Raw genomic sequence first — 18,459 nt, forward strand, 5'->3', positions numbered from 1 at the left:
CTGATCACCAAGGTCAGCGCGGCCTGGACCGGTCCCGCCGGGCCGAAGCTGCGGCTGCTGCCCGAGCAGATCAAGCTGGACGACGTCCGCTCGATGGCCGGCGTCTCCGCCGAGGCGCCCGGCTCGCGGCTGCTGGTCGGCATCAACGAGCGCGAGCTGGCGCCGGTCTCGATCGACCCCGACACCGAGCCGCACCTGCTCGTCTTCGGCGACGGCCAGTCCGGCAAGAGCGCGCTGCTGCGCGCCTACGCCCGCGAGATCATGCGCACCCGTACGCCGAAGCAGGCCCAGCTGGTCGTGGTCGACTACCGCCGCTCGCTGCTGGGCGAGATCCCGGACGAGTACCTGCTCAACTACCTGACCTCCGCGACCCAGGCGGCGCCGGCCCTGAAGGACCTGGCGTCGTACCTGGAGAGCCGGCTGCCGGGCCCGGACGTGACCCCCGAGCAGCTGCGCAACCGGAACTGGTGGACCGGGGCGGAGGTGTTCGTGCTGGTCGACGACTACGACCTGGTCGCGACCCAGCAGGGCTCGCCGGTGCATGTGCTCCAGCCGCTGCTGGCACAGGCCCGCGACACCGGCCTGCACCTGGTCGTCGCCCGCCGGGCCGGCGGCGCCTCGCGGTCGCTGTACGAGCCGATCATCCAGACCATGCGCGACCTGGCGATGCCGGGGGTGCTGCTCTCCGGCGACCCGGCCGAGGGTCAGCTGATCGGCAACGTGCGGGCGGTGCCGGCCCCGCCGGGACGGGCCCGGATCATCACCCGCGACCGCGGCGCCGAGGTGGTCCAGCTGGCCTGGTCCGAGCCCACCCTCTGAGCGCTTAAATCTAGTATTTAAGTTGACTTAAAGGACACCTAGTTGTAACGTTCCAACAACCTGTTGGCGACTTTCGTCGACCACGCTGGAAGCCGACAGACAACCCACCCACCCACGCTCAGGAGGCCGAGATGGAGAACCCCACCACGACCCACCGGGACGTCGAGCAGGACCGCGTCGCCCAGCAGCGGGCCAGCCTGCGGGAGCGACACGCGACCGCCCTGGCCAAGCTGATGGCGGAGCGCGAGGACCTGCGTGGCACCCACGCGTTCGCCGACCTGGTCGACGACTCGCTGCGCTGGTCGGCCTGATCGCCGACGACGCGAAAGGGGCGGCTCCGTTACGCACGGGGCCGCCCCTTCGGCGTAGTCAGCGGCGGCGGGTGCCGAAGATGCCGCGCACGACCTCCCGTGCGGCGGTGTTCATCGCCTGCTTGAACGCACTGGAGGTGACGATCTTCTCCACCGTGCTCTTCTCGTGCTTGACCGGCTTGGCCGGCTTCGAGACCGGCGGCTTGCCCTGGGCGACGGCCTCCTCGTCGGCCTTGGCCGCACCGGCGTCCATCTTCGCGGCCAGCTTCTCCCGGGCCGACTCGCGGTCGACGACCTCGGCGTACTTCGCGTAGCTGGGGCTGGCCTTGACCAGGGCCTCCATCGCGGCCGGGTCGTGGGGACCCATCAGCGACTCGGGGGCGCGCAGCTTGGTCCACGCCACCGGGGTCGGGGCGCCGCGCTCGTTCATCACCGTCACGATCGCCTCGCCGATGCCGAGCGTCTGGATCACCTTGCCGAGGTCGTCGTACGCCGAGGTCGGGTAGGTGTTGACGGTGGCCTTGAGCGCCTTGGCGTCGTTCGGGGTGGCGGCGCGCAACTGGTGTTGGACCCGGCTGCCGAGCTGGGCGAGCACGTCGTCGGGTACGTCGGTCGGCGACTGCGTCACGAAGACCACGCCCACGCCCTTGGACCGGATCAGCCGCACGGTCTGCGTGATCTGCTGCAGGAACTCCTTCGAGGCGTCGGCGAAGAGCAGGTGCGCCTCGTCGAAGAAGAAGACCAGCTTCGGCTTGTCGGCGTCGCCGACCTCGGGCAACTCGTGGAACAGGTCGGCCAGCAGCCACATCAGGAACGTCGAGAACACCGCCGGCCGGTCCTGCACGTTCGGCAGCTCCATCAGCGAGATCAGGCCCTTGCCGGACGGGTCGGTCCGCAGCAGATCGGCGGTCTCGAACTCCGGCTCGCCGAAGAACGCGTCGCCACCCTGGTCGGAGAAGGAGATCAGCTCGCGCAGGATGACGCCCGCCGTCGCGCTCGACAGGCCGCCGAGGCCGGCCAGCTCCGCCTTGCCGTCGTCACTGGTCAGGAACTGCAACACGGCCCGCAGGTCGGCCAGGTCCAGCAGTGGCAGGCCGGCCTGGTCGGCGTAGTGGAAGACCAGTCCGAGCGAGGACTCCTGGGTGTCGTTGAGGCCGAGCGCCTTGCTCAGCAGGGTGGGGCCGAAGGACGTCATCGTGACCCGCACCGGGATGCCGGTGCCCTGGCCGCCGAGCGCGTAGTACTCGACCGGGAAGCCCCGCGCCTGCCAGTCCTGCCCGACGGACTTCGCCCGGGCGGTGAGCGCGTCGCTGGCCTGGCCCGGCACCGCCAGGCCGGAGAGGTCGCCCTTGATGTCGGCCGCGAAGACGGGCACGCCGGCCGAGGACAGCTGCTCGGCCATCATCTGCAGCGTCTTGGTCTTGCCGGTACCGGTCGCGCCGGCCACCAGGCCGTGACGATTCAGCATCCCGATCGGGATCTTGATGTGGACGTCGGCCTGGGTCTTCTCGTCGATCATCAGCCCGCCGAGCTCGAGCGCCGTACCCTCGAACGCGTAGCCGGGCGCAACGGCCTGGGCGATCGGACTGTCAGTGGCTCCCCCACGAGCTGCGGTCTGCTCCGCCGGTGTGTCAGTCATGGCTCGAAGCCTAGGTGGGCGGCTGGGGCTTGGCGATAAGGTCGCGTGGTGATCTTCAAGCGTGTGGGCTCGGGCCGCCCCTATCCCGATCACGGGCTGACGGCGAAGCAGTGGGCCGAGCTGCCGCCGCGTCCGATCCGCCTCGACGACCTCGTCACCACCAAGGACACCCTCCAGCTCACCTCGCTGCTGGACGAGGACTCCACGTTCTACGGCGACCTGTTCGCCCACGTGGTGGAGTGGCAGGGCGAGTACTACCTCGAGGACGGGCTGCACCGGGCGCTGCGAGCCGCATTGCAGCAGCGTCACGTCCTGCACGCGAGGGTGCACACTCTCTGACATGCTCTCCGGTGCCCGCACGCTGCTGACCCTGGCGGTCCTGGCGCTCCTCGTCGTCCTGGCAGGCGCCTGGGGCTGGGCGAAGCTGACGGCGCCGCTGCCGAAGAAGGAGCCCGCCCCGGTCTGTACGGCGGCCACGGTCAAGGCCGGTGACCACGTCTTTCCGGCCCAGGTGACGGTCAGCGTGCTCAACGCGTCCCGCCGCGAGGGCCTGGCCGGGCGCACCATGTCGTCGCTGACGACCGGTGGCTTCGGCGCCGGCGACTCCGGCAACGCACCCAAGGGCACCTCCGTGTCGGTCGCGCAGATCTGGACGCCCGACCCGAGCAGCCCGGCGGTGGCGCTGGTCAAGGCCTGGCTGCCGGGCGTCAAGGTGGTGCGCCGTCAGGTGACCGAGCCGGGCGTGGTCGTGGTGGTCGGCGACAAGTTCAAGGACGTCGGCCAGGGTCCGAAGTCGATCACCGCCAGCAAGGACGCGACGATCTGCAGCCCCGCGCTCAGCTGAGGCCCCGTCTGCTCACCGAGGTATGCAGGTCAACCAGCACCCTCAGCTGACCCAGCCCGCCAGCCGCCCGTGCCGGGACACCTGGCGCAGCCGGCGCTCGGTCCGCTCCCGCAGTGCCCGCGGGGCGACCACGAGCAGGTCGTCGCCGCGGCGCAGCACCGTGCGCGGCTCGGCCGGGATCGACTCGCCGTCGCGGATCACCATCGACACGCTCGCCCCGCGCGGCAGGCGCAGCTCCCCGACCTCGACGCCGTGCAGCCGCGAGCGAGGCGTGATGGTGATCTGCAGCAGGTCGGCCGCGATCCGCTCCAGCGGGGCCACCTCCAGCTCGAACGCGCGCGGGTCCAGCGGCTGCGCCAGGCCGAGCAGCCGCGCGGCCGCGGGCAGCGTCGGCGCGGTCAACAGCGTGTAGACCACCACCAGCACGAAGACCAGGTCGAACAGCCGGCCGGCACCCGGCTCGCCCTCGGCCATCGGAATGGTCATGAGTACGACGGGCACCGCCCCGCGCAGCCCAGCCCACGACAGGAACGCCGCCCCGCGCAGCCCCAGCGGCTGGACCAGCATCGCGATCAGCACCGCGACCGGCCGCGCCACGAACGTCAGCACCAGCCCGGCGACCAGCGCCTCACCGACGATCGGCCAGGTCAGCGTGTCGGGCGAGAGCAGCAGGCCGAGCATCACGAACAGCCCGATCTGGGCCAGCCATGCCACGCCCTCGGCGAAGCCGCGGGTGACCTGACGGTGCGGCAGCTCGGCGTTGCCCAGCACCAGGGCCGCCACGTAGATGGCGGCGAATCCGCTGACATGGACCCCGGCGGCCGCGCCGTACCCGAGGAAGCACAGTGCCAGGACCGCCAGCGAGTAGAGGCCCGAGGACGGCAGCGCGGCCCGGCGCAGCAGCCAGGCGCCGGCGACGCCGACGAGCAGGCCGAGCACGATGCCGCCGACGAGCTCACCGGCCACGATGCCGACCACGACGTACCACGGATGGTCGTGCACGCCGCCGGAGGAGATCAGGGTGACCAGCACGACCGTCGGGGCGTCGTTGAGGCCCGACTCGGCCTCGAGCGCACCGACCAGCCGGCGCGGCAGCGGCACCACCCGCAGCACCGAGAACACCGCCGCGGCGTCGGTCGGCGAGGTGACCGCGCCCAGAAGCACCGACAGCTGCCAGGACAGCCCGAGCAGGAGGTGCGCGCCGAGCGCCATCACCGCCACCGAGACCGCCACCCCGACCGTGGCCAGCGAGATGCCCAGCCGCATCGAGGGCCGCAGCGAGCCCCACGAGGTGGTGACACCGCCCTCGGCGAGGATCAGCGCGAGCGCGGCGAACCCGAGCGCATGCGCAAGCTCGGCGTTGTCGAAGTCGATCCCGAGCCCCGACTCGCCCAGCACGACCCCCATCAGGAGGTAGGCGAGCAGCGAGGGCAGCCCGGCCAGCGAGGTGAGTCGCACCGCGAGGATCGCGCACAGGGTGACCGCAGAGCCCACGAGCAGGAACGTGTCGAGCTCGTGAACGCTCATGTCACCTCGTTTCGGGGCGGCGGGACCCCAGCCTATCGATACCGTCGCCTCTATGAACCGTCTCGCCGTCGCCCAGCGCGCGAACGTGCCGCCCTTCCACGTCATGGACATGATCGAGGCGGCGACCCGCCGACAGCGGGAGTACGGCGACGCGCTCAACCTGCTCTCCGGCCAGCCCTCGACCGGCGCCCCGGGGCCGGTCGCGCAGGAGGCGGTGCGACTGCTGGGCAGCGGTGACCCGCTCGGGTACACCCCGGCCATCGGGATCCTCGAGCTGCGCGAGGCCATCGCGGCGCACGAGCGACGGGTGCACGGCATCGACGTCTCGGCGCCCGACGTGGTGGTCACCACCGGGGCCAGCGGCGGCTTCCTGCTGGCGTTCCTGGCGGCCTTCGAGCCCGGTGACCGGGTGGCGATGGCGCGGCCCAATTACCCCTGCTACCGCAACGTGCTGACAGCGCTCGGCTGCGAGGTGGTGGAGTTGCCCGGCAGCCCGGAGAATCGCTTCCAGCCCACCGTGGCGCAGCTGGAGCGAGTGCCGGACCTCCGGGGCGTGGTGGTAGCCAGCCCGGCCAACCCGACCGGCACCATGATGCCGCCCGAGGAGCTGGCGGCGATCGCGCGCTGGTGCGAGGAGTCCGGCGTCCAGTTGATCTCCGACGAGATCTACCACGGCATCCAGTACGGCGGCACCCGCGCGGCCAGCGCCTGGGAGACCAGCCGGGAGGCGGTCGTCTTCGCCAGTTTCTCCAAGTACTTCTCGATGACCGGGTGGCGGATCGGCTGGATGCTCGTCCCCGAGCGGCTGCACCGTGCCGTCGACGTACTCACCGGCAACTTCACCATCTGCCCGCCGGTGCTGGCCCAGCGTGCCGCGATCGCGGCGTTCACGCCGGAGTCCTATGCCGAGCTGGACGGCCACGTCGCCCGTTACGCCGCCAACCGCGCGCTGCTCCTCGACGGGCTGCCCCGACTCGGCATCGACCGGCTGGCGCCCGCCGACGGCGCGTTCTACGTCTACGCCGACGTCGGCCACCTCACCGACGACACCATGGCCTGGGCGCATCACCTGCTGGCGACCACGGGAGTCGCGGTGGCGCCCGGCATCGACTTCGACACCGCGGTCGGGAGCCGCTTCGTGCGGCTCAGCTTCGCCGGCGACGGTGCCGAGATCGACGCCGCCCTGGATCGGCTGGCCGACGTGGTCTGAGTTCTCCACAGGGCGCGCGAGCGCCGGTTTCCGCGCCTCTCGGGCGGGGAGCGTGCCAGTAGGACGGCACGACACCCAGGAGGTAGGAGATGTACGGAGATCCCGACCGGATCCGTGCCCTGGCCCGTGCCCTGCGGCACCGGGCGGAGCAGATCCGCGCTCAGGCCGATCGGCTGGCCGCACGCGGCGAGACGGTCGCCTGGACCGGACAGGCGGCCGACGCGATGCGGGCCCGAGCCCGTGCCGGCGCGGGCGGCCTGCGGCGCACCGCCGCGCTGCACGACGACGCCGCGCACGCGCTGGAGCGGCACGCCCGGGCCGTGGCCGGCACACTGGAGGAGATCGAGCGGGCCGAGCACCTGGTCACCGGCGCGCTGCACCGGCTCGGCCTCCACCTCGGCAGGCCCGTCCACGTGCACGTCCCGCACTGGCTGCGGAGCGCGGCATGAGCCGCCCCGAGGCCGGCGAGCCCGCCGCGATCGTGGCAGTCGGCGGCGGCCTGCGCCTCGCCGCGCGGTACGACGAGGTCGAGGACCTGGCCGCCTGCTACGCCGCCGCCGGAGCGCGGCTGCTGGGCTGGTCGGCGCTGGGCGCGGCCACCATGACCGATCCGGACCTGGTCGCCTCGGCGGTGCTCTCGCCGCTCACGTTCGCCGAGGCGGAGGCCGCCGTGCTGGCCGCGGCCACCGGCCCGCACGGGCTCGTCCCTGCCGCAGCCGAGTGGGAGGCGCTGGCGGCCGCGACCACGGCCGCGATCGAGACGGTCCGGCTGACCGACGAGCAGCACGAGGCGCGACTGTGGCAGGGGCTCGGTGCGCTGCTCGGATCCGGCGTACGGGCGCTGCCGCTGGCCGACGAGGTGGGGCTCGGCCTGGCGGCCGGCGCCGTGGGAATCCTCGGCTACGAGGCGGCCGGGCCGCGGCTGGCGTCGTGGGCGACCCACCACGCCGGCGGCGTGCGCGACGCGGTCGCGTTCACCGGCGGCCTCGTCGGCGGCGTGGGCGGCGCGGCCACGGCGGCCCGCTTCCTGGCCGGGCTGCGCGGCCCGGAGACGCCGGTCCGCACCGTGCCGGTGCCGGTGCGGGTCGACGACAGCGGCACCCAGCCGCGCGACGTCGCGGACCTGGCCGACCACCTCGCCCAGCTCAGCGACCTCTCCGACCAGCAGCACCCGGAGAACGACGGCACCATCGAGATCCAGACCCTGACCGCACCCGACGGCACCGTCCGGCACGTCGTCTACCTGCCCGGCACCGACGACATGGACCCGTTCAGCGACGACACCCAGGTGCGCGACATGCGGGAGAACCTGCGGCTCATCGGCGACCAGCCGACGGCGTACGGCGTCGGCATCCTGGCCGCCATGAAGGACGCTGGCATCGCGCCTGGCGAGCCGGTGCTGCTGGCCGGGCACAGCCAGGGCGGGATGGAGGCGGTCGCGCTGCTCTCCCACGGCACGCCGTACGACGTCACCAACGTGGTCACCCTCGGCTCGCCGACCGCGCAGGTGCACGGCTTCCCCGCCGGCTCGCACGTGCTCTCGCTGGAGCACGTCGGCGACGTCGTGCCCGAGCTGGCCGGCGCGCCCGCGCCCGAGACGCCGCAGCAGGTCACGGTGCGTTTCGAGACCTCGGTCGAGGGAGTCGTCGACAACCACTCCTTCACCCACTACACCGAGGGCGCCGCCGCCGTCGACGCCTCCACCGACCCGAGGATCCGTGCCAGCCTGGCCAGCCTCGGCGGCTTCTTCGCACCGGGCCAGGAGGTGAGCAGTCGGATGTTCCAGATCACGCGCGTGCGGTGAGTGGGTTGACCGATTCGAATGTCAATGTAGAGTTGACAGTGGACGTCATGACATCAGCACTGAAGCACGGCATCACCATGACCGAGATCGAGCACTGCTGGGCGCACGCCATCCGTCTCGTCGAGTACGACTACGGCGGCGAGGACCGCCTGCTGGTGATCGGGCCGAGCCCGTCTGGGCAACTGCTCGAGCTGGTCGCGGTGCCGCCCACTCAACCGGAGCGGATCCTCCACGCCGACCGGCTCCGCCCGAAGTTCTACGACTACCTGAGGTGATCAGACATGGCATTGACACACACCGACGAGACTGGACTCGACCAGCTGGATCCGGCGACACACCCCGCGCGCGACGCCGTCCACTTCCGGCGGATCATCGCTGCCCGCCGGGCGCTCGCGGCGGCCGAGGACGAGCTGCGCGAGGCGGTCGCGGCGGCCCGGGAGGCGGGCGATTCCTGGACCATCATCGGGGCGGCCCTCGAGACCAGCCGCCAGGCCGCCCAGCAACGCTTCGGCAACTGAGGACCGCGCCTGCGTTTCGGTGGGTCGCCGCGCGGGAAGGAGCCAGGGCATGTACGGCGACATCGAAGTGATGCGCGCCCACGTGGGCCGGCTGCGCGAGCAGGCCGGCGACCTGCGGGCGGCGGCCGACCGGCTGGGGGCGCGTGCCGACGGGGTGCGGTGGCCGGGCCGGGCGGCCGAGGCGCTGCGCTCCCGGATCCGCGACCGGGCCGCGGCCCTGCGCGGCTCGGCGGAGCGGCAGGACCAGGCCGCCGACGTACTGGAGCGACACCTGCTCGAGGTCGAGCGGCGCAAGGACGCGATCGCCGCCGCGCAGCGCCGGGCCGACGCACTGGCCGCCGACGGTGCGCTCCCCGACATGGTGCTGCCGGCGCCGGGCCACAAGGGCTGGCTCGAGGTCAGTCTCTGATGGTCACCATCGACCTCGGCACGCCCACGGCGCCCGAGAGCTGGGATGCCTGGGACGGCGTGCCGCGCCGCGTCGGCCTGACCCTGCCGGAGCTGCGCCTCCTCGCCGAGCGCCCCGGCGCGCCGCTCCCCTTCGACGTCGTCACGCCGGCCGGGTCGACCGTGTCGACGAACGGGCTCGCCTCCCGGCTGGGGCCCAGCGCGCGGGCGACCCAGGACAGCGCGTACGCCGCCGCGCTGACCGCCCTCGGCGACCCGACCGAGTCGCGGGGCCCGCGCGGCCTCCTCGCCGACAGCGCCGCCGCCCCCGGGATCGCCGGTGCCCGGGGCCTGCTCGCCGCGCCGCGAACCGCGGTCGACCTCGACGTCGCTGCCGGCGGGGTGCGAGCACACGCCTGGCACCGGCAGCGTGACGACGCGGTCGCGACGCTCGCCACCGTGGACGGGCTGGTCTTCGAGCTGTCCTGGTTCTCGACCTCGGCCTGGCCGGCCGAGCTGGGCCGGGCGGCGGCGCTGCCCGAGGACATCACGCTGCGGCCCTCCTCGGTGCCGACACTGCTGCAGGTCCCGCTGGAGACCGTCGACGCGGCCGTCGAGGCGGTCCGCTCCGGTCGGCCGGAGCTGGTCCCGATCGTGGCCGGCGATCCCGCGCTCGGCGTCGTGCTCACCGCCCTGGCGGGCGAGGCCCAGGGCCGGCTGCGGGCGCTGGTCACCACCGTGGACGCCGACCCGCGGCCGATCGGGGTGGCGTCGTGGACGCTGCTGGCCGACGGCTGGCATGCGGTCCGGCCCCGCCGCGGCGACGACGGTGCCGCCGAGATCGAGATCGCCCTGGTCGAGCCCGAGGCACTCGCCGCCGAGCTCGCACCGCTGCTGGCGGAGGTGGCCTGATGGCGGGCGGCCTGAGCGAGGAGACGTACGAGGAGATGCTCCGGCTGGCCGACGGCTTCGACGCGGTCGGCGAGCAGCTGCGCGGCTGGGCGCGGGTCGCCCAGGACGTGTTGCGCGACCCGGACGTGACCGACTCCGCCGAGCTCTCCCCGCGCACCTACGAGGAGACCACCGAGTCGCTCGAGGCCGCCGCACTCGGCCGGGGCGGCCTGCTCGGCCGTTCCCTGGAGATGGACGCCGACGCCCTCGCCGTACGGGCGACGGTGCTGACCTATCGCTGGATCGACGAGCTGCAGACCGCCGCCTACCGCTCGCTGGGCCAGGTCGCCGGCCGAGCGATCGGCTTCCTGGCACCGGAGGTGGAGCTCGGCGGCTCGCTGGTCTCGGCCGGCGTGATCGAGACCGACGCACTCGACCGTGACGGCGTCGCCGCCTACCTCGGCGAGTTGGCCGCGGCCAATCCGGAGTTGATGGAGCACATCACCTCCGGCGGCGGTCCGCTGCTGGACAGCCTGCAGCTGCGGGCGCTGCTGACCGCCGCCATGCCGAGCGGCGACGCGCTGCCGCTCGCGGCGGCCGGCGGGTTGCGCGCGGTCGGCGTGGCGCCGTTCCCGGTCGACGCCGGGGCAGCGATCCGGGACGCCGCGGCCGACCTGCTGGAGGAGCCACCGGCGCCGGCGACCGAGGCGCCGACGGGGCCGACGGGGCCGACCGCCACGCCGCAGGGCATCGCCGATCTGATCGGCACCCTCGCCCAGGTGACCACCTCGGTGTCGGTGCGGCCGACCGCGCCGGGCCGCTACATCGCCTACCTGCCCGGGCCGCACGTCGCCGCGAACGCCGGGGCGGGCCGGCTGCGGCTGGTCAGCGGCGACCTGACGTCGTACGCCGCCGATGCGGCGCGCACCATCACCGAGACCGTCGAGCCGGGCGCCCGGGTGATGCTGGTAGGCGCCGCGGCCGGTGGTGCGACGGCGGCGACCCTGGCGGCCAGCCCGCACGAGGGGTTCGTGGTCGACCAGGTCGTCACCGTCGGCTCCCCGACCGCGCACGCGCCGCGCGTCCCGGAGTCGACCCGGGTGCTGGCGCTGGAGGACCGCAACGACCCGGTGGCGCTGCTGGGCAGCCTGGTCAACGCCGGCTCCTCGCACCGGCTCACCGTCGTCTACGACGCCGCCCCGGGCGAGGACCGCTACGTCGCGGGCGGCCGGCTGGTCGACGCCGCCCCGCATCCGGAGGTGCGCGCCGAGCTGGACCGGCTGCGCGGGCTGGGCTACCTGGCCTGAGCCGCCGCCTCTCCAAACTGTCACCGTGATAGTTCGCGCGTCGAGTGACACTTCGCAACTGTCACTCCACGCCCCAAGTGTCACGGTGACACTTGGGAACGAGGCAGCCTGACCGGCGGCCCCCAGCAACCTGACCAGCCGGGCGGAAACCCTCCTCAGCGAGCGGATCGGGTGTCACCATCGGCACCGTGCGACGGTGGGTGCTGGGCGTGGTCGGCGTCGTGGCGTTGTCGGTCCGGCTGACGCCGATCCTCACCGGCGGCGGTCTGCGCTTCTGGGGCAGGTACGACGACGGCGTCTACTACACCGCCTCGGCGTCCCTGCTCGACGGCCGGCTGCCCTACCGCGACTTCGTGCTGCTGCACCCGCCGCTGATCACCCTGGTGCTGCTCCCGTTCACCCTGCTGGGCCGGCTCACCAGCGACCCGACCGGCCTGGTCGCGGCCCGGATCACCTGGATGCTGCTGGGCGCCGCCACCGCGGTCCTGGTCGCGCGCTACGCCGGCCGCTGGGGCACCCCGGCCGCGCTCGTCGCCGGGCTGTGGTTCGCCTGCTCGGCCAGCGCCGGCTACGCCGCCCAGACCACGTTCATCGAGCCCGCCGCCGACCTGGCGATGTTCGGCGGTGTGGTGCTGCTGAGCGGCGACCGGGTGCGACCGCGGCGCGACTTGGTTGCCGGCCTGCTGCTGGGCATCGCCCTGACCGGCAAGATCTGGTACGTCGTGCCGGTCGGCGCCGTCCTGATCGCCACGCTGCTCGACCGCCGCCGGGCCAGCGCGGCCCGGGCGGGCGGCGTCGCCGTCGCGGCGGCGACCGCGATCCTGCTGCCGTTCTTCGCCCTCGCTCCCCGCGAGATGTGGCACATGGTGGTCTTCGACCAGCTCAGCCGCCCGCGGCATGGCAGGACGTCGGTGATCGACCGGCTCGGGACCGCCGTCGGCGGCCGCGCCCTGGGTGTGTCCCCGAATCTCGGGCACGTGATCACCGCGCTGGCCACCGCGGTCTTCGCGGTCGCGCTGGTGGTGTGCCTGCGCGAGCGGCGGACCCGCCCGGTCGCGGCGGTGGCGCTCGGCACCGTCGGGGTCCTGCTGGTCAGCCCGGTCGTCTTCCACCACTACGGCGACTTCACCGCGGCGTCGGTGGCCGTCACCGTCGCGGCCGGCTGGTCCCTGCTGCTGCGGCAGGTCACCGTCCGTCGCTTCGCGGCCGGACTCGGCGTGGTGGCGCTGGTCGCCTCCGGCCTGGCGGTGGCGACCCAGCCGAAGGGCCGGATCTTCCCGGCGGTCGCGACCGCGTCACTGCCGAAGGGCTGCATCACCGCCGACGACCCCACCACGCTGATCCTCGCCAACCGGCTCAGCAGCGACCTGCGGGCCGGCTGCGATGTCGCCGTCGACGTCACCGGTGCCAGCTACGGCGTCCGGGTCGGCCGGGGCAAGGACCTGGCCTATCAGGACTGGCTGCACGCCTATCTGCGCTCCGGTTCGGCGATGATCGTCGCCCGTCGCCGACACGACGGCCTGCACAAGTCCGCCGTACCCGCGCTGGGGACGCAGGTCGTCAACGACGGGATCGTGCACGTGCTCACGCCAAGTGCCTGACGAACTCCGTCAGCTGCGTCAGGTTGCGGCACTCCACCATCGGCACCAGCGCGCCGTAGCGTGACGCGGCGGAGTCACCGGTGTCCCACTGCAGCCGCACCTCCGGGTTGAGCCACCACTGGTGCCGGGTGCGGTCGACCATCTCGCGCAGCGCGGGCAGCTGCAGATCGGCGTAGTTGGACCGGGCGTCGCCGAGGATCAGCAGCGAGGTCTTCGGGGTCAGCGCATCGGCGTGCTGCTCGACGAACCGGCCGAAGGCGCGGCCGTAGTTGGTCCGCCCCATCCGGGCGGCGTACGCCGAGGCCGCCACCAGCTCCGTCATCGTCTCCACCAGGTCGCCGCCAGGCCGGAACCGGTCGGTGACCTCGGTGACGTCGTCCACGAACGTGAACGCCCGCACCTTGGTGAACACCTCACGCAGCGCGAAGACCAACATCAGCGTGAAGGAGGCGAAGTTGGCCACCGAGCCGCTCACGTCGCACAGCACCACCAGCTCGCTGCGGTGCGGCCGCTTCGGTCGGTGGTGGGTGACGATCGGGACCCCGCCGGAGGCCATCGAGGCCCGGACGGTACGACGGAAGTCCAGCGGCCCGCGGTGGCGGGACCGCTGCTCCCGGGCCAGCCGGGTCGCCAGCCGTCGGGCCAGCGGGTAGAGCTCGCGGCGCAGGTCGTCGAGGTCGGCCCGGCGCATATGCAGGAAGTCCAGCCGCTCGATGGTCGGCCGCACCGTCACCCGCGCGATGTGGCCCGGCCCCTTCTCCTCCGCGATCCGGCGGCGCGCGTCGGCCTCCACCATCTCGACGTAGGACCCGGTCCGGCGCTCGGCAGTGCGCTGCGCCTCCTCCTCGGTCCAGCCGCCGGCACGTAGCGCCTCCACCAGCCGGGCCACCAGGTCGTCGGCGCCGAGACGGCGCAGGGCGGTGTAGGACGACCACGACGACAGGCCCGGGCCACGCCCGGGCATCGCGCCGAGCCGGCCGACCGCCTCGGCGGCCAGCCGACGCAGCAGGTCGGTGTCGTCGGCCTCGAGCGCCGCCACGATCTCCTCCTGCAACGAGGCGAGCGCCCCAGGCCCGTCGACCGACGTCGAGAGGTCACCTTCGGCGCCTTCAGAGGTCACTTCCGGCGCCCCGACCAGCCGGGGATAGTAGAGCTCGAAGAGCGCGTCGAACGTCGGCCGCTGGCTGGCCCGCTTGACCAGGGTGGCGGCGTACACGTCGCGCACCATCGTGCGCGACGACCAGCCGACCGCCCCGAGGGCGGCGACAGCATCCAGGTCCTCGGAGAGCGAGACCGGCAGACCCGCGGCCCGGAGGGCCTCGAGGAAGGCGATGTGCCGGTCCAGCAGGCTCACAGTCGCAGCTCCCGGCGGGCCCGGTTCTGGTCGGAGACGTGCTTGAGTACGACGCCGAGCGTCCGGTCGATCGCGGCTGCGTCGAGCGAGTCGATCTGCAGCGCGATCAGGGTGCGGGCCCAGTCCACCGACTCGGCGATCGAGGGCGCCTTCTTCAGCTCCAGCTCGCGCAGCCGGGCGACCACCTCGACCAGCTGTGCCACCACGCCCTCGGCGAGGTCGGGCACGTGCTGGGTGACGATCGCGCGCTCCCGCTCCGCCACCGGGTAGTCCAGGTGCAGGTAGAGACAGCGCCGCTTCACCGCCTCGGAGAGCTCACGGGCGGCGTTGGAGGTGAGCACCACGAAGGGTCGCCGTACCGCCGTGATCGTGCCCAGCTCGGGGATCGTCACCTGGAAGTCGCTCAACACCTCCAGCAGCAGGCCCTCGACCTCCACGTCGGTCTTGTCGACCTCGTCGATGAGCAGCACCGTCGGCCGCTCCCGCCGGATCGCCGCCAGCAGCGGGCGGGTGAGCAGGAACTCCTCGCTGAAGATCTCGTCGTGCGCCTCCTGCCACGACTCGTCGCTGGCCTGGATCCGGAGCAGCTGCTTCTTGTAGTTCCACTCGTACAGCGCGCGCGCCTCGTCCAGGCCCTCGTAGCACTGCAGCCGGACCAGGTCGGCGTCGTTCGCGCGGGCCACCGCCTTGGCCAGCTCCGTCTTGCCGACGCCGGCCGGGCCCTCGATCAGCACCGGCTTCTCCAGCGCGCCGGCCAGGTACGCGGTGGTCGCGGTCGCCTCGTCGGCGAGATAGCCGGTCGCGGAGAGCCGGTCGAGGGCGTCACTGGGCGAGGAGAACCACGTCATGGCCACGATCCTGCCGCACCCGACCGCGTCACGAACCGGCCACACCGTCGTTGAGACCTACGTGCATGTGTTCCACCGCACCCTGCGCGGGTTCAAGGGCGTGGCGCTGACGGCGCTGGTGGTGCTCCCGGTCTCGGCCGCGACCACCGTCACCGGCACCGCGGCGGTCCCGGGCGTCACCGCGCAGCTGGCCCGCACGGCCGTCGTACCGGGCACCCAGACCGTGGCCCGCACGGTCGCGTTGCAGCGCTGCCACGGCCCGGGCGCGCTGGTGGTGACGCCGCACGGCCGGATCAAGCAGGTGGGTCTCGGCCACGGGCTGCGGGTCTACGCGCACAAGGCGCCGGGCTACTTCGTGGCGCTGTGCCCGCGGACATCTCAGGGCTCATGACGCCGACTCTCAGCGCAGGCTCAGTCGGTGGTGGCACAGTATTCGCGTGAGCACCGCCAAGTCCCGCGTCCTCGTCGTCGATGACGACAAGGCCGTGCGTGAGTCGCTGCGCCGCTCCCTGGAGTTCAACGGGTACGACGTGGTCATGGCCGCCGACGGCGCCGAGGCGCTGGCCGGCATCGCGAGCGCCGCCCCCGACATCGTCGTGATGGACGTGATGATGCCCCGGTTGGACGGCATCGAGGCCACCAAGGCACTGCGCAAGGCGGGCAACGACCTGCCCATCCTGGTGCTGACCGCCCGCGACGCGGTCGGCGACCGGGTCGACGGGCTGGACGCCGGTGCGGACGACTACCTCACCAAGCCGTTCGCGCTGCAGGAGCTGCTGGCCCGGCTCCGGGCGCTGCTGCGCCGCGCCGTACCCGCCGACGGTGCTGCCGACGAGGTGCTCACCTTCTCCGACCTGACCATGAACACGGCCTCGCGCGAGGTCACCCGTGGAAGCCGTCAGATCGAGCTGACTCGCACCGAGTTCGCGCTGCTGGAGATGTTCCTGCGACGACCGCGGCGGGTGCTGGAGCGCTCGTTCATCCTCGAGGAGGTGTGGGGCTACGACTTCCCCACCACCGCCAACTCCCTCGAGGTGTACGTCGGCTATCTGCGCCGCAAGACCGAGGCCGAGAACGAGCCGCGGCTGATCCACACCGTCCGCGGCGTCGGGTACGTGCTCAAGGAATGACGAACCCGATGAGCATGCTCGCCGGGTGGCACTACCGGCGCTCACTGGCCAGTCGCGTCACCCTCCTCACCACCCTGGCGGTCGGCTTCGTCGTCGCCCTCTTCGCCGTCGGCGGCTACTTCACCGTGCGCGCCCAGCTGCAGTCCTCCACGGACAGTTCCTTGATGCAGCGCGCCCACATCGCGGCCGAGAGCTACAACCCCATCGTCGGAACCATTCCGACGTGGGTGATTGGCGCCGGCGACGTGCGGGTGGCGAGACTAGACGCGAACCAACAGCTCTCGATGCCCTACATGGATGACCGAGCGTTCCCCCATGGGCCGAGCGAGCTGGCCGTGGCGCAGGGAACGGCCCGGCAGAGCATCCGGACCATCTCGGTCGGGGGAATGACGTACCGTGTCGCAGCCGTGCCACTGCAACGTGGCAGCGCCCTCCTCCTCGCCCAGTCCCTGGCCTCCCAGGAGCACGTCCTGACCCGCCTCGGCCTGCTGATGCTCAGCCTCGGCATCGTCGGCGTGATCGCCGCCGGCGTGGCCGGCTGGGGTGTCGCCACTGGCGGGCTGCGGCCGGTGCGCCGGCTGACCGACGACGTGGAGCGGATCGCGCGCACCGAGGACCTCACCCCGATCCCGGTGGAGGGCGATGACGAGATCGCCCGGCTGGCGCAGTCGTTCAACGAGATGCTGGTGGCCCTGTCCGCTTCCCGCGACCGGCAGAAGCAACTGGTCGCCGACGCCGGCCACGAGCTGCGCACGCCGCTGACCTCGATGCGAACCAACATCGACCTGCTCACCCAGGCCGACCAGTCTCTCTCCTCCGAGCAGCGCGCCGAGCTGCTCGACGACATCCGAGCGCAGATGGAGGAGCTGACCACGCTCATCGGCGACCTGGTCGAGCTGGCCCGCGACGAGCCGCTCCCGCCGGTGGTCGAGGCCGTCGAGCTGCCCGAGGTCCTCGACCATGCCGTGACGCGAGTACGCCGCCGGGCGCCCTCGCTGGAGTGGTCCGTCGACGCCGACCCGTGGTGGGTGGTCGGCGAGGCGGCTGGCCTGGAGCGGGCGATCACCAACCTGCTGGACAACGCCGCCAAGTGGTCTCCAACCGGCGGCACCGTCCGGGTCGCCCTGAAGAACGGTGAGCTGACAGTGGACGACGAGGGCCCGGGCATCCCGCCGGCCGACCTGCCGCACGTGTTCGACCGGTTCTACCGGGCCACCGAATCGCGCTCCATGCCCGGCTCGGGGCTGGGCCTGTCGATCGTGCGCCAGGTGGCCGAGCGGCATGCGGGCACGGTCTCGGCCGGACGTTCGCCGTACGGTGGTGCGCGGTTCGTGCTGCGGCTGCCCGGCGCGGCCACGCCGATGCCACGCAGCTCGCCGAGCGCGTCCGCGTCCGATCCGGCCGGTGCATCGACGGGGATCGGCGCGTGAGGCGCCGCGTCGCCGCCGTGACGCTGGTGCCGCTGCTCGCCCTGGCCGCATGCGGCTCGTCGAGTCCGTCCGCCGGCCCCGCCGCCGCGCCGTCCTCGGGCAGGTCGGGCGGCACGACGCCGTCGGCCACGTCAACGGCGGCGGCCTTCAACCCCTGCGACGGCCTCGACGCCAAGCCGGTCTCCCGGGCCCTCGGCGCCAAGCTGAAGCTGACCACCGGCACCGCCGACGCGCCACGCTGCGCGCTGCTGCCGGTGAAGAAGGGCGGCCCGACGTTCGAGCTGTCCTACCTGTGGTTCGACGGCGGCCTCGATGCGGCGTGGAAGACCATGCAGATCCCGGCGGGCACCGTCTCCCAGCCACACATCGCCGGTGCCGACGACGCCCGCGAGGTCGCCCAGCAGACCTCCTCCGCGCTCGCCATCTCGGCCTTCCTGCAGAACGGCTCGCTCATCCAGTCGGTCAACGGCCTCGCGCTGGCGCCGTACCACGCCAAGCGCATGCAGCGCGCCATCCGCGCCATCCTCACCCAGCTCTCCGCGAAGGCCCCGACGAGCTAACTCGAGCCGTCGCCGCGGCGCAGGCTCCGGCCATCGCCGGAGGCCAGCACCGGACGGCTGTGCAGCAGCCGCATCTCGGCGGGCGACAGTGTGTCCCGACGGGGTCGGAGCACGACGAAGGCGTCGCTGTGGAGCAGGGACAGAGCCCCGCGGGGTGGTGGGCTTTGAGGTGATCCTCGGTGCCTACACGTCGCTGCTCTCGATGGCGGCGACGGGCTCAGTATTGCTGGTCCCGTAGAGCTTGGCCATGGAGCCCTCGGACAGGTAGCGCCGGTCGCC

Annotated in this window: 21 protein-coding genes; 17 read left to right on the plus strand and 4 right to left on the minus strand. The window is 72.8% G+C overall.

Annotation, left to right across the window (positions count from 1 at the left end):
* Together VHA72_RS03635 and VHA72_RS03640 are read left to right on the plus strand one after the other, a co-directional pair.
* On the plus strand, positions 1-819 hold an 819-nt coding region (locus tag VHA72_RS03635), incomplete at its 5' end, for an FtsK/SpoIIIE domain-containing protein (protein WP_325573082.1).
* A 131-nt stretch (positions 820-950) separates the two neighbouring features.
* Entirely contained in the window at positions 951-1,130 is a 180-nt protein-coding gene (locus tag VHA72_RS03640; protein WP_325573083.1) for a hypothetical protein, read from the plus strand.
* Between the two features lie 58 nt (positions 1,131-1,188).
* Here the strand turns inward: VHA72_RS03640 and VHA72_RS03645 are convergent, their stop codons facing one another.
* Positions 1,189-2,769: a helicase HerA-like domain-containing protein gene (locus tag VHA72_RS03645; RefSeq protein ID WP_325573084.1), complete on the minus strand. Its 1,581-nt coding sequence runs from the start codon at positions 2,767-2,769 to the stop codon at positions 1,189-1,191.
* 48 nt (positions 2,770-2,817) lie between these two features.
* Between VHA72_RS03645 and VHA72_RS03650 the strand changes: the two genes are divergently transcribed.
* Positions 2,818-3,108: a type II toxin-antitoxin system VapB family antitoxin gene (locus VHA72_RS03650; protein WP_325573085.1), complete on the plus strand. Its 291-nt coding sequence runs from the start codon at positions 2,818-2,820 to the stop codon at positions 3,106-3,108.
* A 1-nt stretch (position 3,109) separates the two neighbouring features.
* A complete protein-coding gene (locus tag VHA72_RS03655) occupies positions 3,110-3,613 on the plus strand; it encodes a LytR C-terminal domain-containing protein (RefSeq protein ID WP_325573086.1) in 504 nt (167 codons plus the stop codon).
* Between the two features lie 42 nt (positions 3,614-3,655).
* Here VHA72_RS03655 and VHA72_RS03660 read toward each other — a convergent pair whose 3' ends face one another.
* Positions 3,656-5,140, minus strand: coding sequence for a potassium/proton antiporter (locus VHA72_RS03660; RefSeq protein WP_325573087.1), 1,485 nt, complete (start codon positions 5,138-5,140; stop codon positions 3,656-3,658).
* A gap of 52 nt (positions 5,141-5,192) precedes the next feature.
* Between VHA72_RS03660 and VHA72_RS03665 the strand changes: the two genes are divergently transcribed.
* The 9 genes from VHA72_RS03665 to VHA72_RS03705 all read left to right on the plus strand — a co-directional run bounded on the left by VHA72_RS03665 (position 5,193) and on the right by VHA72_RS03705 (position 12,858).
* Positions 5,193-6,350, plus strand: coding sequence for a pyridoxal phosphate-dependent aminotransferase (locus VHA72_RS03665; RefSeq protein WP_325573088.1), 1,158 nt, complete (start codon positions 5,193-5,195; stop codon positions 6,348-6,350).
* Between the two features lie 89 nt (positions 6,351-6,439).
* Positions 6,440-6,799, plus strand: coding sequence for a WXG100-like domain-containing protein (locus VHA72_RS03670; RefSeq protein ID WP_325573089.1), 360 nt, complete (start codon positions 6,440-6,442; stop codon positions 6,797-6,799).
* Positions 6,796-8,154 (plus strand): alpha/beta hydrolase family protein, encoded by a 1,359-nt coding sequence (locus VHA72_RS03675; RefSeq protein ID WP_325573090.1) that lies wholly within the window; start codon positions 6,796-6,798, stop codon positions 8,152-8,154. Before VHA72_RS03670 ends, VHA72_RS03675 begins: the two co-directional genes overlap by 4 nt.
* Before the next feature lie 47 nt (positions 8,155-8,201).
* Positions 8,202-8,429, plus strand: a complete 228-nt coding sequence (locus VHA72_RS03680; protein WP_325573091.1) for a hypothetical protein — start codon at positions 8,202-8,204, stop codon at positions 8,427-8,429.
* A gap of 6 nt (positions 8,430-8,435) precedes the next feature.
* Positions 8,436-8,672 (plus strand): hypothetical protein, encoded by a 237-nt coding sequence (locus VHA72_RS03685; RefSeq protein WP_325573092.1) that lies wholly within the window; start codon positions 8,436-8,438, stop codon positions 8,670-8,672.
* Between the two features lie 49 nt (positions 8,673-8,721).
* Positions 8,722-9,081 carry a hypothetical protein gene (locus VHA72_RS03690; RefSeq protein ID WP_325573093.1) on the plus strand — a complete coding sequence of 120 codons (360 nt, stop codon included), beginning with the start codon at positions 8,722-8,724 and terminating at the stop codon, positions 9,079-9,081.
* Positions 9,081-9,971, plus strand: coding sequence for a hypothetical protein (locus VHA72_RS03695; RefSeq protein ID WP_325573094.1), 891 nt, complete (start codon positions 9,081-9,083; stop codon positions 9,969-9,971). The genes VHA72_RS03690 and VHA72_RS03695 overlap by 1 nt, the downstream gene beginning before the upstream one ends.
* A complete protein-coding gene (locus VHA72_RS03700; RefSeq protein ID WP_325573095.1) occupies positions 9,971-11,257 on the plus strand; it encodes a hypothetical protein in 1,287 nt (428 codons plus the stop codon). The genes VHA72_RS03695 and VHA72_RS03700 overlap by 1 nt, the downstream gene beginning before the upstream one ends.
* 188 nt (positions 11,258-11,445) lie before the next feature.
* Entirely contained in the window at positions 11,446-12,858 is a 1,413-nt protein-coding gene (locus VHA72_RS03705) for a glycosyltransferase family 87 protein (RefSeq protein ID WP_325573096.1), read from the plus strand.
* On the opposite strand, the gene VHA72_RS03710 is transcribed toward VHA72_RS03705, so the two are convergent.
* Positions 12,842-14,212, minus strand: a complete 1,371-nt coding sequence (locus tag VHA72_RS03710) for a vWA domain-containing protein (protein WP_325573097.1) — start codon at positions 14,210-14,212, stop codon at positions 12,842-12,844. The two genes, VHA72_RS03705 and VHA72_RS03710, sit on opposite strands and share 17 nt — an antisense overlap.
* Positions 14,209-15,060 carry an AAA family ATPase gene (locus VHA72_RS03715; protein ID WP_325573098.1) on the minus strand — a complete coding sequence of 284 codons (852 nt, stop codon included), beginning with the start codon at positions 15,058-15,060 and terminating at the stop codon, positions 14,209-14,211. Before VHA72_RS03715 ends, VHA72_RS03710 begins: the two co-directional genes overlap by 4 nt.
* Here VHA72_RS03715 and VHA72_RS03720 point away from each other — a divergent pair.
* The 4 genes from VHA72_RS03720 to VHA72_RS03735 are packed head-to-tail and all read left to right on the plus strand — an operon-like array spanning position 15,059 to position 18,180.
* Positions 15,059-15,451, plus strand: a complete 393-nt coding sequence (locus VHA72_RS03720; RefSeq protein ID WP_325573099.1) for a hypothetical protein — start codon at positions 15,059-15,061, stop codon at positions 15,449-15,451. The two genes, VHA72_RS03715 and VHA72_RS03720, sit on opposite strands and share 2 nt — an antisense overlap.
* 46 nt (positions 15,452-15,497) lie before the next feature.
* On the plus strand, positions 15,498-16,190 hold the full coding sequence (locus VHA72_RS03725; RefSeq protein ID WP_325573100.1) for a response regulator transcription factor: 693 nt from the start codon (positions 15,498-15,500) through the stop codon (positions 16,188-16,190).
* Positions 16,191-16,198: 8 nt separating this feature from the next.
* Positions 16,199-17,620, plus strand: a complete 1,422-nt coding sequence (locus VHA72_RS03730) for a HAMP domain-containing sensor histidine kinase (protein WP_325573101.1) — start codon at positions 16,199-16,201, stop codon at positions 17,618-17,620.
* Positions 17,617-18,180, plus strand: coding sequence for a DUF3558 domain-containing protein (locus tag VHA72_RS03735; protein WP_325573102.1), 564 nt, complete (start codon positions 17,617-17,619; stop codon positions 18,178-18,180). The genes VHA72_RS03730 and VHA72_RS03735 overlap by 4 nt, the downstream gene beginning before the upstream one ends.
* Positions 18,181-18,459 lie beyond the last annotated feature (279 nt).

This window comes from Nocardioides sp. (assembly GCF_035547795.1).
In the GTDB taxonomy this organism is placed as follows: Bacteria; Actinomycetota; Actinomycetes; order Propionibacteriales; family Nocardioidaceae; genus Nocardioides.

What these genes read in the sequence shown, in the direction of transcription:
- VHA72_RS03640 (WP_325573083.1), top strand. Translation starts at nt 951, where the DNA reads ATGGAGAACCCCACCACGACCCACCGGGACGTCGAGCAGGACCGCGTC.
- VHA72_RS03645 (WP_325573084.1), bottom strand. Translation starts at nt 2,769, where the DNA reads ATGACTGACACACCGGCGGAGCAGACCGCAGCTCGTGGGGGAGCCACT.
- VHA72_RS03655 (WP_325573086.1), top strand. Translation starts at nt 3,110, where the DNA reads ATGCTCTCCGGTGCCCGCACGCTGCTGACCCTGGCGGTCCTGGCGCTC.
- VHA72_RS03660 (WP_325573087.1), bottom strand. Translation starts at nt 5,140, where the DNA reads ATGAGCGTTCACGAGCTCGACACGTTCCTGCTCGTGGGCTCTGCGGTC.
- VHA72_RS03665 (WP_325573088.1), top strand. Translation starts at nt 5,193, where the DNA reads ATGAACCGTCTCGCCGTCGCCCAGCGCGCGAACGTGCCGCCCTTCCAC.
- VHA72_RS03670 (WP_325573089.1), top strand. Translation starts at nt 6,440, where the DNA reads ATGTACGGAGATCCCGACCGGATCCGTGCCCTGGCCCGTGCCCTGCGG.
- VHA72_RS03675 (WP_325573090.1), top strand. Translation starts at nt 6,796, where the DNA reads ATGAGCCGCCCCGAGGCCGGCGAGCCCGCCGCGATCGTGGCAGTCGGC.
- VHA72_RS03680 (WP_325573091.1), top strand. Translation starts at nt 8,202, where the DNA reads ATGACATCAGCACTGAAGCACGGCATCACCATGACCGAGATCGAGCAC.
- VHA72_RS03685 (WP_325573092.1), top strand. Translation starts at nt 8,436, where the DNA reads ATGGCATTGACACACACCGACGAGACTGGACTCGACCAGCTGGATCCG.
- VHA72_RS03690 (WP_325573093.1), top strand. Translation starts at nt 8,722, where the DNA reads ATGTACGGCGACATCGAAGTGATGCGCGCCCACGTGGGCCGGCTGCGC.
- VHA72_RS03695 (WP_325573094.1), top strand. Translation starts at nt 9,081, where the DNA reads ATGGTCACCATCGACCTCGGCACGCCCACGGCGCCCGAGAGCTGGGAT.
- VHA72_RS03700 (WP_325573095.1), top strand. Translation starts at nt 9,971, where the DNA reads ATGGCGGGCGGCCTGAGCGAGGAGACGTACGAGGAGATGCTCCGGCTG.
- VHA72_RS03720 (WP_325573099.1), top strand. Translation starts at nt 15,059, where the DNA reads ATGGCCACGATCCTGCCGCACCCGACCGCGTCACGAACCGGCCACACC.
- VHA72_RS03715 (WP_325573098.1), bottom strand. Translation starts at nt 15,060, where the DNA reads ATGACGTGGTTCTCCTCGCCCAGTGACGCCCTCGACCGGCTCTCCGCG.
- VHA72_RS03730 (WP_325573101.1), top strand. Translation starts at nt 16,199, where the DNA reads ATGAGCATGCTCGCCGGGTGGCACTACCGGCGCTCACTGGCCAGTCGC.